This window comes from Lentzea sp. JNUCC 0626 (assembly GCF_043632865.1).
GTDB lineage: Bacteria > Actinomycetota > Actinomycetes > Mycobacteriales > Pseudonocardiaceae > Lentzea.
In genome coordinates this window covers 3,012,245-3,024,669 of the sequence record NZ_CP171635.1, presented here as the reverse complement: position 1 = coordinate 3,024,669, position 12,425 = coordinate 3,012,245, and the positions used below count along the sequence as shown (strand labels likewise).

The 12,425-nt window shown below is 67.8% G+C and carries 11 protein-coding genes; 3 read left to right on the top strand and 8 right to left on the bottom strand.

Annotation, left to right across the window (positions count from 1 at the left end):
• Positions 1-33 precede the first annotated feature (33 nt).
• Genes JNUCC0626_RS13425 through JNUCC0626_RS13410 form a run of 4 tightly spaced genes read right to left on the bottom strand, consistent with a single transcriptional unit; the run spans position 34 to position 2,036 of the window.
• Complete coding sequence (locus tag JNUCC0626_RS13425) at positions 34-564, bottom strand: hypothetical protein (protein ID WP_394620057.1); 531 nt, start codon at positions 562-564, stop codon at positions 34-36.
• Positions 565-598: 34 nt separating this feature from the next.
• Positions 599-835, bottom strand: coding sequence for a hypothetical protein (locus JNUCC0626_RS13420; protein ID WP_394620056.1), 237 nt, complete (start codon positions 833-835; stop codon positions 599-601).
• An 8-nt stretch (positions 836-843) separates the two neighbouring features.
• Complete coding sequence (locus tag JNUCC0626_RS13415; RefSeq protein WP_394620055.1) at positions 844-1,269, bottom strand: hypothetical protein; 426 nt, start codon at positions 1,267-1,269, stop codon at positions 844-846.
• Complete coding sequence (locus JNUCC0626_RS13410; RefSeq protein ID WP_394620054.1) at positions 1,266-2,036, bottom strand: DUF3105 domain-containing protein; 771 nt, start codon at positions 2,034-2,036, stop codon at positions 1,266-1,268. The genes JNUCC0626_RS13415 and JNUCC0626_RS13410 overlap by 4 nt, the downstream gene beginning before the upstream one ends.
• Before the next feature lie 86 nt (positions 2,037-2,122).
• Here JNUCC0626_RS13410 and JNUCC0626_RS13405 point away from each other — a divergent pair, with 86 nt between their 5' ends.
• From JNUCC0626_RS13405 to JNUCC0626_RS13395, 3 genes are read left to right on the top strand one after another with little or no spacing between them, the layout of a single operon-like run.
• Complete coding sequence (locus tag JNUCC0626_RS13405) at positions 2,123-3,106, top strand: NlpC/P60 family protein (protein WP_394620053.1); 984 nt, start codon at positions 2,123-2,125, stop codon at positions 3,104-3,106.
• Positions 3,107-3,132: 26 nt separating this feature from the next.
• Positions 3,133-3,486 carry a BlaI/MecI/CopY family transcriptional regulator gene (locus JNUCC0626_RS13400; protein WP_394620052.1) on the top strand — a complete coding sequence of 118 codons (354 nt, stop codon included), beginning with the start codon at positions 3,133-3,135 and terminating at the stop codon, positions 3,484-3,486.
• Positions 3,483-4,424 carry a M56 family metallopeptidase gene (locus JNUCC0626_RS13395; RefSeq protein WP_394620051.1) on the top strand — a complete coding sequence of 314 codons (942 nt, stop codon included), beginning with the start codon at positions 3,483-3,485 and terminating at the stop codon, positions 4,422-4,424. The genes JNUCC0626_RS13400 and JNUCC0626_RS13395 overlap by 4 nt, the downstream gene beginning before the upstream one ends.
• 58 nt (positions 4,425-4,482) lie before the next feature.
• Here JNUCC0626_RS13395 and JNUCC0626_RS13390 read toward each other — a convergent pair whose 3' ends face one another.
• From JNUCC0626_RS13390 to JNUCC0626_RS13375, 4 genes are all read right to left on the bottom strand, one after another.
• Entirely contained in the window at positions 4,483-9,189 is a 4,707-nt protein-coding gene (locus JNUCC0626_RS13390; RefSeq protein WP_394622032.1) for a DUF4082 domain-containing protein, read from the bottom strand.
• Positions 9,190-9,697: 508 nt separating this feature from the next.
• Positions 9,698-10,453, bottom strand: a complete 756-nt coding sequence (locus JNUCC0626_RS13385) for an RNA polymerase sigma factor (RefSeq protein ID WP_394620050.1) — start codon at positions 10,451-10,453, stop codon at positions 9,698-9,700.
• Positions 10,454-10,540: 87 nt separating this feature from the next.
• Complete coding sequence (locus JNUCC0626_RS13380) at positions 10,541-11,233, bottom strand: helix-turn-helix transcriptional regulator (protein WP_394620049.1); 693 nt, start codon at positions 11,231-11,233, stop codon at positions 10,541-10,543.
• 318 nt (positions 11,234-11,551) lie between these two features.
• Positions 11,552-12,187, bottom strand: coding sequence for a TetR/AcrR family transcriptional regulator (locus tag JNUCC0626_RS13375; RefSeq protein ID WP_394620048.1), 636 nt, complete (start codon positions 12,185-12,187; stop codon positions 11,552-11,554).
• Positions 12,188-12,425: the final 238 nt, after the last annotated feature.

Genomic DNA, 12,425 nt, shown 5'->3' with positions numbered 1-12,425 from the left:
CACCGGCCCGCGAGGGCCGGTCGGTAGGGGATGTCAGCGGGGGAGCGGAGGGCCGCGTCTGCTCACGGACGTGAACACGACAACGCCGTGCAGCACGTCCGCGAAGTCGGTCACCGGCCTGGACACGGTCCGAGGTACGACGATCGGCGCGAAGACGAGAGGCAACGTCCGGCGCACAGCTGTGATGAAGCCGAGCAGGCACGCGTCGGCCTTCGCCAGCAACGCGCCGAGCAGCACGCCTGCCAGCACGTGCGCCAACGCCATTCGCAGGCTGTCCGGCCCGGTCGACGGGCCGTGGTGCGATCCGCCGGTGTTGAGCAGCAGGTGCATGAAGAGCTGCGCGACGCCGAGCGCCAGCACGACGGCCACCGGAGAGCGTTTCCGGTCGGCGAACGCGGTGGCGGCGGCGCCGATGAGCGCGGTGACGAAGAGCGTCATCGCGCCGTCCGGGAAGTCGCCGCCGCCGATGCCGTGAGCTGTGACGGTGAGGGCGGTCGCGCACGTCGCGAGCAGCCCGCCGCGCACCACGCGCAGCGTCTTGGGCAGCTCCGGACGTCCGGTCACCGCGCAATGCTGACCACGTCGCGCAAAATGCACGTCAGGTCGATCTTCCGTCCTCTTCGGACTCCGGGACGAACGATCGCCGCGGGCCCGTGCCCATCAGCATGCGCCGCACTTCCTGGTTGGCCTTCCGATTCGGGTCGCGGTACTGCGCGACGGCGACGGCGATCAGGCACGTGATGATCACCAAGGCCACCACGCCGAGGATCCAGGTGCTGCCTTCACCGTCGTGGCTGGCCAGGGGAATTGTCTGGAGAAGTAGTTGTGCGGACATCGTTTCTCTCAGCGGTGGACTGTGCGCGCGACGAGCAGGGACTCGAGTTCTTCGACTTCGGACCGATGTCCCGCGCGAACCTTCTTGGCCAAGGCCGTCTCGGCCTGGTCGTGCCGGAGCATCAGCTTGAGGAACGCGACGTCGAACGCGCGGCCCGAGCGTTCTCCCAGCTTCGTGATCCGAGTGTCGTCCGCGCGGCCGAGTGCTCGGGTGATCAGCTCGACGCGGTCCGTCTCGATGTCGAACGCGATCCGACGGATCTCCGGGTCGTCGCTGTGCTGGATCGCCAAGCCTGCCATCCGCACCGCGATCGCGTGGTGTCCGAGCAGTTTGGACGGCGCCGCAGGCTTGGCCGAGGCGACGCCCACGAGGTAGCCGGCGATCACCAGGGCCAAGCCGAAGAAGGCCAGGATCAGGAGAAGCGTCCAGTTCACGGACCCTCGCTCGGCGTTGGCGCGGCGGACTCGGACTCGGGGCGACCGTTCACCGGCACGGCGTCGGGGCCGGGCTTCTCCGCGACGAACGGAGCCGGGTTCGACAGGAACTGCGGGTTTTCGCAGGACGCGCCGACTTCGGGGTAGGTGTTCGGGTTGCGGAGCAGCGCGGAGACGAACTGGTCGATGCGCTCGTCGTCCGCGTTGCCGAGCTTGAGCTGGTGCCCCCAGGTCTGCAACGAGATCGGCTGGTCGAGACCGGGGTAGGGGGACAGCATCGTGTACGGGATGCCCTCCACCTTGGACTTCAGCTTGTCCAGCGCCGGACCGGTGATCTGGTCGGGGTTGTAGGCCATCCACAGCCCGCCGTGCTCCATGGAGTGGACCATGTTCTCGCTGCGCACGGCCGTCGTGTAGACGACGCCGGTGCAGTCGGCCCACTGGCCGTCGTGCGCGCCGCCGATGGGCGGGTTGTGCTCGTAGGCGACGCGCTCGGTCGGCTGCACGTGCTTGGCGGCCGGGAACTCCTTCTTCACGACGCCCGTGATCTTGTCGGACGGGTCCTTGTTCGTGTCGGACGGCTTCCACTGCGCCAGCGCGGCCTCGCGGTCGTTGTTCTTGGAGATCTGGGTGAACGCGTAGCCGAACACGCCGCCGGCCAGTCCGAGCACGGCGACGACGGCGATGATCGTGCCCCACGGTGTGGCCTTGGTGCTGACGATCGGCTTCTTGGCACGCCGCTGCTTGGTCTTGCGGCCACTCGTCATCCCCAGCTCCCACCGGTTGTCAATTACTAACGACCTTAGTACTAAACTCGCTGCGGAAACTATGCCACCTAGTAGATGGAGGCGAGGTGCCGGCACAGCGGCGACTCCTGCCGATAGCTCTGACCAGCGCACTTGTGGCGGTCGCGGTCGCACCCGCGTCCGCGCAGCCCGCACAGGACCCGTTAGCCCGCTACAACGAACTGGGCGCGCAAGCGGCGAAGACGAACGAGGACCTGCTCAAGGCCCGCGAGGACCTGACGGCCAAGCGCGCCGAACTGGCCAAGGCCGACGAGGCGGAGAAGTGGGCCAGGAGCGAGGAGGACAGGTTCCGCGGCCAGGTCGACGCGCTGACCACGGCGTCGTTCGAGGGCGCGCGGCTCACCAAACTCTCCGCGATGCTCGTCGCCGACTCCCAGCAGGACTTCCTCGAGCGGATGTCGGCGATGGACCTGATCGCCGCCGACAACGCCGAGGCGCTCACCAGGCTGGCCACCGCGGTCACCACGGCCGAGGGCGCGCGTCAACAGGCGCAGGAGGCCACTCAGGCCGCCGAGAAGCTGGTTGGCGAGGTCGAGGGCAAGCAGAAGGAGCTGGACGGCAAGATCAAGGAGGTCAAGGCGGCGCTCGGGGCCCTCGACCCGTCCGTGCGCAACGGCCTGAGCCGGGTCAAGGACAACGGCAGCTACCTCGGTCCACCCGGTGCGGCGAACACGGCGCTGCAGGCGGCGCTGTCGAAGCGCGGCTCGCTCTACCTCTGGGGCGGGACCGGGCCCGACCGGTTCGACTGCTCGGGCCTGATGTTGTGGGCGTACAAGCAGGCGGGCATCACGTTGCCCCGCGTCGCGGCGGCGCAGTTCAACGCGGGCCGGGCGGTCCCGCTCGACGCACTGGTGGCCGGTGATCTTCTGTTCTACGACGACGGAACCGGCAATCCCGCGACCATCCACCACGTCGCGATGTACGTGGGCGAAGGGAAGATGGTCGACTCGCCGACCGACGGCCAGGTCGTCGACATCCGGTCGAGCCGCGGCGACGGGCACCTCATGGGAGCGCGGCGCATCGCCGGGTGACCGTATTCTTCCCGGACGGAGGTGCCATGCAGGGGTTGGGTGAGCTCGAGTCGGCGGTCATGGACGTGCTGTGGCGCGGTGACGGCGACCGGACGGTCCGCGACGTGCTCGACGAGCTGTCGAAGGAACGGGAACTGGCGTACACGACGGTCATGACGGTGCTGGACAACCTGCACCGCAAGGGCTGGGTCGAACGCGAGAAGGTCAGCCGGGCGTTCCACTACCAGGCCGCGCTGAGCCGTGAGGAAGCGGCGGCGAGAGCGCTGCGGGCGGTCCTCGAGTCGACCGACGACCCGGCTGGAGTGCTGCTGCACTTCGCGCGGTCGGCGTCCGACGAGGAGGCCGACGCGCTCCGCAAGGCCTTGCGGAAGCGCCGATGACCGTCGCCGTCGCGCTTCTGCTGGGCGCGTTGACCGTGGCCTGGACTGGTCCCCGGATGCTGGACCGCCTGCTGGTGCTGCGGGCGCCCGCAGGTGCGTTGCTGACCGGTTGGCTGATGATGGTCGCCGGCTGTCTGACGACGGTCACCGCCGCGGTCGTGATCGCGGTGCTACCCGGTCACGGCCCGGCGCCGTTGCTGGTGGGGCTCGTGCACCAGTGCTGGCAGACGTTGCGGCACGGCGGTTCGCCGCGAACGGAGGAGATCGCCGGACTGCTCTTCGCGGCGATCCTGCTCGGCGTGGTGGTCAAGCTCGCCCTGTTGCTCGTGCGGCACCACCGCTCGCAGGGAAGGTTGCAGCGCAAGCAGAGGGACGCGCTGAACTTCGTCGCACAAGAACAACCCGGTGCGATCCCGACGTGGTGGATCCCGCACGACCATCCGCTCGCCTACAGCCTGGCGGGTCGCCCGGCGCTGATCGTGGCGACTGAGGGCCTCAACCAGCACCTCAGCGAGGTGTCGGTGGCCGCGGTGATCGAGCATGAGCGGGCGCACATCCTCGGCCACCACCACCTGCTGGTCGGGTTCGCGAACGCTCTTGCCTCTGCTGTGCCGTGGACGCCGCTGACCCGACGGTCTCCCGAGTTGGTCGCGGCCCTGGTCGAGCTCGCCGCGGATGCCACTGCCGCTCGGATGCACGGTGCCGACGCGGTGCGGTCCGCACTGGTCACGATGACCGGTGGAGCGACGCCTCCCACCGCGCTGGCGATGGCCGGTGACTGCGTGGAGCTGCGTTTGCGCAACCTCGGCGGGCCTCAGGTCTCCGGTGCGAGGACGTGGTTCGCGGGTGCGGCCGCGATGGCGTTGCCGATGATCGTCGGTACCGCGTTGCTGGCGGTGGCGGCCTTCGCGTTGTGCCCCTTGATCCTTCCGCTGTAGGTACGTACGACGAAGGGGCGGACCGATTCATTCGGTCCGCCCCTTCAGCTTTGTTCGGTCAGTTCTGCTGGAACACCACGTCCACCCAGTAGTTGCCGCCGTTGTACGTGGTCGACGGGAACCCTGATCCCGCCTGGAACACGCCGTTGGCGATCCCCGCCGCGAGCGGAGGACTGGTCACGGCCGATGCCGAGAAGTACCCGGTGTCGAGCGCGTACCTGCCCGTCGTCGTGGTGTACGAGGCGACGTAGGTGGTGTCGGCCGTGATGTCGACCGGTGTGCTGAACGTCAGCGTCTGCCACCCGGTCTCCGTCTCGTTCGAGAACGTGCCGGTCGCCAGGCGCGTTCCGTCCGAGGTCCAGAGCGAACCGGTGTGGGTGCCGGTGTTGCCCGCTCCCTTGTAGAACTTCACGCCGGTCACCTTGCCGCTGACGGACGACGTGAACCGCACGCCCAGCTCGTAGGCGCCGCTGTCATCGGTCGCCGCGACTGTCGGAACCGTTGCGGCGCTGAACAACGAGCACGGGCACGTCTGGGGCGTCGTCGTGGTGAACGACCAGGTGGTCGCCGCGGGCATCAGGTTCCCGTAGGCGTCCGCGATCCGCAGGCTCGCCGTGTACTTCGTGCCTGCGGCCAGACGTGACGACCGAGTCCACGTGACGGTCCGCTGATCTCCGGACAATGCCAGCGCGCCGGTGAGCTTCGCGCCGCCGGGGTCGGTGACGGCGAACTGCGCCGTGCTCAGCTCGACCGGCTCGTCGAACTGGGCCGTCACGGTGCTCGTCAGGCTCACGCCGCTCGCACCGTCGAGCGGCGTCCTGCTCTGCACCACTGGGGCGTCGTTGTCCGAGTTGGGTTGGTAGACGACGTCGACCCAGTAGTTGCCGGAGCCGTAGGTCATGGTCGGGAACCCGCTGCCGGGCACGAACACGCCGTTGGTCTCCTGCGGTGCCGACAGCGGGCCGCTGTTGACCGGACCTGTGCCGAAGTACCCGGCGTTCACCGCGTAGTGCCCGGTGGTCGTCGTGTACGAGGCGGTGTAGGTCTGGCCGGCGCTGACGATCACCGGCTGGGCGAACGTCAGGGTCTGCCAGCCGGTCGCGGTCTCGCCGGTGAACGTGCCGGTGGCGAGCCTGGAACCGTTGGCGTTCCAGAGGCTGCCGGTGTGCGTGCCGGTGCCCTTGTAGAACTTCACGCCCGTGATCTGGCCGGACTGCGTGGGCGTGAACCGGACGCCGAGCTCGTAGGCGCCGCTGTCGTCCGCGGACGTCTCGGCGGGCACGGTCGCCGTGCTGAAGAGCGAGCACGGACAGGTCGGTGTCGTTGTCGTGGTGAAGGCCCATTCCGCCGGGGCTGCCAGGGCGATGCCGTTCGCGTCGGCGATGCCGAGGTGTGCCTGGTACCGGGTTCCGGGTGCGAGCTTTCCGGCCGGGGTCCAGGTGACCGTCTTCTGGTCGCCGGACAACGACACCGAGCCGGACAGCCTGCCACCCCGGGGATCGGTCAGCCAGATCTGCGCCGACGCGGGGTCGACCGGTTCGCTGAACGTCGCCGTCAGCGGAGCCGTGAGCGACACGTTCGTCGCGTCGATGCCTGGCGTGCGGTTGGTGATCGTCGGGGGAGTGGTGTCGCCGTTGAGGCCGTTGCGGTAGACGACGTCGACCCAGTAGTTCGTCGCGTTGTACGAACTGTTCGGGAAACCGCTGCCGTACTTGTACACGCCGTTGCCGCCATCGGTGCCGTTCTGCAAGGCGTGCAACGACTTGTAGTCCGCGCCTTGTCCGTTGAAGTAGCCGGACGTGACCGAGTAGCGGCCGTTCGGGGCGAGGTAGGAGACGACGTAGGTCGTGTTCGCCTGCACCGCGACCGGAGTGCTGAACGTCAGCTTCTGCCAGCCCGATGTGGTCTCGTTGGTGAACGTGCCGGTGGCGAGCAGCAGGCCGGTCGAGGTCCAGAGGCTGCCGGTGTGGGTGCCGGTGTTGCCGGGACCCTTGTAGAACCGGACGCCGAGCACTTCGCCCTTGCCGTCGAACCTGACCTTCGTGCCGACCTCGACCTGGTTCGTGTCGCCGGAGTCCACTGTGGCCGGTGCGGCGAAGTCGTCCCACACAGTGCACGGGCACGCCGCCGGTCGTGGCGATCCGGTGGTGAAGGTCCAGGTCGTCGCGGCGGACAGGTTGTTCGACGCGTCCGCGGCCCGGAGTGACGCCGTGTACGACGTCGCCGCGGCCAGTGGCGCGGACGGGGTGAAGGTGACGGTTCTCGTGTCCGCGGACAACGAGGTCGATTCGGCCACCGCGCCGTTCGGGCCGGTGACGGTGAACTGGGCGCCGGTCAGCGACACGTTCTCGTCGAACGTGCCCGAGACCGTCGTGGTGAGCGCGACCGAGCCCGCGTTCGCGGCGGGGGAACTGGACGTCTGGATCGGCGCGCGGGTGTCCGGCCCGGGGTCCGGCGCCCACACCACGTCGACCCAGTAGTTGGTGTCGCCGAAGGTGTTGCTCGGGAAACCCGCGCCGAACTTGAACACGCCGTTCGGGCCGTCCGTGCCGGACTGCAGCCCGGTCAGCGGCTCCAGCTTCTTGTCCTTGCGGAAGAAGTACTCGGTGTCGTAGGAGAACCGGCCGGTCGGGGTGAAGTACGAGGCGATGTAGGTGGTGTTCGCCTGCACCGCGACCGGGGACGGGAACAGCAGTGTCTGCCAGCCCGTCGCCGTCTCGTTCACGAACGTGCCCGACGCCAGCAGGTCACCGTTGCTCGACCAGAGCGAACCCGTGTGCGAGCCGGTGTTGCCGTCGCCCTTGTAGAACCGCACGCCGCGCACGTAACCAGCCGTGGCGCTGCGGAACTTCATGCCGAGCTCCAACGCGGAGCTGTCGTTGGCGGAGGCGACCTTCGGCAGGTCACTGCCCGCGAACACGCCGCACGGACAGGTTCTCGATGTCACGCCAGGCGTCGCCGAGACCGGTTGTGAGAGGTTGGCCGAGTCGTCGACCGCGCGGACCCTCAGCTGAGCGGTACCGGACTGCGCCGGGGTGTAGGTGTAGTTCCAGGTGGTCTGGCCGGCGACCCAGTTGGCCGGGTGCCAGCGGTTGCCGCCGTCCGTCGACACCTCGACGCCCGCGACCTGCCCGGCGGCGTCGATCACCGTGCCGGAGAACGTGTACGGCTGCCCGACCGTGGACTGCGCGGGCACGTTGCTGATCGTCACGCCCGGTGGGGCCGTGTCGTTGCTGGGCGTGGCCGCGGTCAGGCCCGCCTGCAGCGTGGACGGGAAAACGCCCATGTCCGCGAGGAAGTTGATCGTGGCCTGCTTCATGCGCACGTCGGACGTCGGCGTGTTGGTGCGGAACGCGTGGTCGTCGTCGACGCCCCAGGCCCACTGCACGGTGCCGGCCGCGAGCACGAGCGAACCACTCGGGTGCCGGTAGTAGGTGACGGCGTGCGTCTTGACCTCGGAGCCGTACTCGTCGCCGTGGTTCTTCAGCACGTAGTAGCCCTGGAGATCGACCGTCGTGCGCGACAGCTGCGCCACGCCTGGCGGCTGGAACCCGTTGTCCTCCACGGTGTTCCACTCGTAGCCGAGGGTGCCGGGCTGGAACGTGTAGGTGCTGCCGGCCGCCATGGTCTGCAGGTCGGTGTGCCGCCAGAGGCGCATCCTGCCGTACGCGGCGGGCACCTGCATGGCGTCGTCGCGGCGGCCGTTGACGGTGAAGATGTTGCCCAGCAACGCGTTCTCCGGCCTGCCACCGTCCTGCGGCGGGCTGTACCGCGGGTCGCGCCACGTACCGGTCCAGTCGTTGAGGCCGTCGTCCTGCGTGCCCTTGGTCTCCTTGAAGCTCGCGACCGTGCGCCAGTCGGTCTGGGACGAGTCGATGCTCTTCTCCCAGCGGTGCTTCCAGAAGATCTCGTTGCCGGTGAGGAACGCCAGGTGCACCCCGGCGTCGCGGGCGGCCTCGACGTTGGCGCGCTGCTCGTTCGACCAGTACTCGGGGTGCCCGACGGGCATGAAGACCTTGTGGTTCTTGATGAGCTGGCCGCGCCGCGCCGTGTCGACCTCGGTCGTGTAGGTGACGTCGTAGCCGTTGGCTTCGAGGAACCTCAGCATCGGGTACTCGGCGTTGAAGATGAAGTTCTCGTCGCCGTCGCCACCGGTGTACGGGCGGTTGTAGCTGACCTTGTACGAGCTGCCACCCTGGCCGGGGCCGTCACCGAAGTAGAGGCTGTTGCCGCCGTAGCGGTTGTACGCCACCCAGGTCGCGTCCGACGTCTGCAGCATGATCTTCGCGTGCGAGGTGTCGTCGCGAACGACGAACACGATCTCGTTCTCGGCGCCCGTGTCGGTGCGCTTGGTGCGGGCGTAGTAGATGCCCGACACCGCGTCCGCAGGCACGTTCCAGCTGAGCGACACCGCCCAGTTCCCGCAGTCGATCAGCGCGGTGGGGCCGTCCCTGAGACACGGCGGCTGGTTCTGCGGGGTGTTCCGGCTGGTCTGGCCCATGTGCCGCGCACCAATGCCGCCGTACCAGCCCAAACGGTAGATGTCGATCGTGTACTGCGATGCCGTCGTGAGCATCTTGAAGTCGACGCGACCACCGGGCGTGACGCTGATGTCCGTGGTGAACCCGAGGATCGAGTCGTCCCTTGAGGACACCTGCCAGTCCGGCGTGCCGGGCTTGGTGTTCTCGCAAAGCACCTTGTTGGACACCGGCGTGTCGCACGGAGCCGCCGACGCCATCGGTGCGGACGCGACCACGAAGGGCATGGCCACGCCCGCACCGACCACAAGGGACAGGAACGCACGGAAAAGACGTCTTCGCAGCGGAAGGGGGTCTGGCCTTCGGCGCCGTCATGCAGTCCACCTCTCGGATAACCGAACACTCTCTGCGACACGGCGACTACTAGACCCCTTAGTAGTAGCTCGTCGTCTCGGTGTTCGGTCTCGCGCTGGATTGCGTTACAGGTGCCTGGAAATCCGCGGGTGTGATCTCAGTCGTCGACGCACTCGACGTATGACGGCCGAGATGGAAACGATCACCGGCATCGACGGAGCCTGGTTCGCGGTGACCCCGACCGGTGAGAAGGCGAGAGGCTGAAGACCTCTAGTCCCTGACCGGCGACCTCCCAAGCAAGCAGACGTCGGCTCACGCTGCTTCCCCGGGTCCCAGAACCTTGTGACACGAATGAGGATTGCTCGGCCGGTCGGCAGCCCTCCACTGTGGTCGACGCTGATGAAACGCCTGTGCGAAGCGGATTGCGCACGCTGTCAGCAGTCAGTCGGCTGCCGGGTCAGCAGTGGGGCCGCGGAATGATGGCATGAACACGACTGCATCAGGCGTGGTGTTGACCGAGGCAAGGCCTTCGGCCAAGTCCCGGCAATGTGGGCATCGGGTGAGGTGCTGGTGGATGCCGCGTTGGCGTCGTGGCCGCAGTGCGTTGCGCTGCCAGGCCGCGAGATCGCGTACGAACGGTGTGCACGCAGGTCGCCTTCTGCTGTCAGGCAGAAACGCGTCGAGGTAGGCGGTGCGCAAGGCTTCCCTTGCGCGGAGCGCACGTGCGGACACCGCGTTCGGCGAGGCCCGCAGCGTTCTGGCGACCGCGGCGGGACTCGCTCCGATGATCTCGGTGTACCAGAGCACCTCCCGTGCCGTGCTGGGTAACGACTCAAAGGCGATCATCGCCAGCCGGCGGTCGACGACCTGTTCGAGCGCCAACTCCTGGAAGGACGCTGGTTGTGCGCAGCTCGGCTCCGTGTCGTACTCGCCGGGGTCCGCGACGAGCACCAGTCGCGCGTCCCTGCGTTGGCGGGCCAGCGCTACGTGCGTGATCGTCGTCAACAGGTAGGCGCGGAACGAGCGGGTGGGGCCACGACCGGCGAGCAGGATCGCCATCACCTGCGCGAACCCCTCCGAGACGAGGTCGTCCGCGTCGATCGAACTGTGGACCAGCCATCGGGCACGGGCATGGGCGGCCTCGAAGTGGCGCCGGTACAACGCGTCGAACGCGGCCGCGGGGCGCGTGCGCGTCATGGCGATCAGTTCGGTGTCCGAAGGTTCCGGCCGGGTTTCAGGCAGAGGCATCGACGGGGCTTTCGCATGACGTGGTGATCGGGGGCGTCACAGTGGGAGGAGCCCGGCGTGGCAGGCCAGGGCGACCGCGTGTGCGCGGTCACGTGCGCCGAGGCGGCCCCGGATCTTCGACATGTGGCTTCTCACGGTGTTCACGGCAACGTCGAGCCTCTGTGCGATGTCTGACTCGCTGTTGCCCTCGGCGACCAGCGCGAGGACCTGGCGTTGCCGCGGGGTGAGCAGTTCGTGTTCGGTACCGCCCCGCTTCCTCTGCGGCGCCGCGGTGAGGGCCAGCACCAGCTGGGGATCGACGTACTGGCTGGCTGGATGCGCCTGCAGGATCGCCCTGGTGATGAGGACGGCATCGGTGTTTCTGCTGAGCAGGCATCGTGCGCCGGCCGCTCGGGCGATTCGCACCGGCCCAGGGGTGTGATCGCGTTCGCGGAAGAGGATGGCGACCGTCAACCTCGGATCCTCGGTGACGAGTTCTCCGGTGAGGACACCATGCGGGTCGATCGCGCTGTCGAGCATGACGACGTGCGGACGAATGGTGCGCACACCGTCGCGGATGACGTCGGGATGATCGGTGCCACCGGCCCATTCCAGGCCGATCGTCCGCTGAACGACTGTGCGCAGACCTTCTCGGAACACAGGAGTCGCGTCTGCTGCCAGCACCCGCAGTGACTCGGACGCGGCGTGCGGCGAGGTCACGGGGTTCCACGGTCCGAACGTGCGGTTCACGACTCAGGGCCTGGCGCCACCGCGTGGGCGGCCGGACTGTTCGGCGGTTGAGCTGCGCCGGACTTCCCAGGCGGGTTCGTTCCGAGTGACTCCAGGCCTTCCAGATACAGGGACTCGATGCGTTCTTTGGCTTGCCGGGCCGCGTCGTTCAGCCACGACTGCCCCTCGTCTGGCTCACTCACGTGTTCCGCCACTAGATCGATCTGATTGCGCCATCAGGCCCAATCTACAAGTAAGGGATACGTGAACGTAGCAGTAACTGTGCGAGCCAGGCCAATTTGCGCACTCTGGGTGATGAGGCCCTGCTGAACTGCGGTTTCAGTCGTTCCGGCGCGGCAGTTGCGGTAGTGGAACGTCGGGATCGAGCAGGAGACCGATCCCGCGCAGTGCGACGTCGAGCGAACCCCAGACCCAACTCGCGAGGTGGGTGATCAGCTCTTCGCGGCCAAGTGAGGCAGGAGGCGCGGTCACCCACCGTGCCGCCGCCGTTTCCGTCATCCCCAACAGTCCGAACGCAAGCGGATCAGCAACCTGCGGATCTCCGTTGAGCAATGAGACGTACCCCGCCACCAGTTCTCGCAACAGCTCGCCGATCTGCTGACGAACGGCCGCCGCCGGTCCTGGCTCGCTGGCATGTGGCTCCATCGAACGGGAAACCAGGTACTGGTACAGCTGCGTGTTTTCGGAGAACCACACGACGTAGGTTCGGACGATGCGCGTGATGATCTCTCGTGCGCTTCCCTCCGGAGAGAGCATCGTCGGCGCCAGTTCGGAGACGAGCAGTTCGCCGATCCGTTGTGCGACCGCGTCGTACAGGTCGTCCGCGTCGGAGAAGTGCCGATACAGGATGGGACGGGCGATCCCGGCTCGTTCGGCGATCTGCTCGGTCGACACCCGTGGGCCGTGTTCGGCTATGACATCCAGCGCTGCACCTACGACCTCGGCGCGGCGCATTGCTCGCTGGCCCGCCCACCGGGCGGCTCGTCCATCCACGGATGTGGCCCGCCCATCGCCGTCGGATACGTCATCCAAAGTGTATTGACCCACCGACAGTAGAAAGACACAACTGAGCGCAGGGCCGCTAAGGCGATCGGGTGACGGCTGCGTCCGCCTGAAGAGAGAAGATCGCCCGATCGGGCATCTGTGCCCCGCCGGCTCGACGAACGATCATGCTGAAACCAGGCCCCGGCGC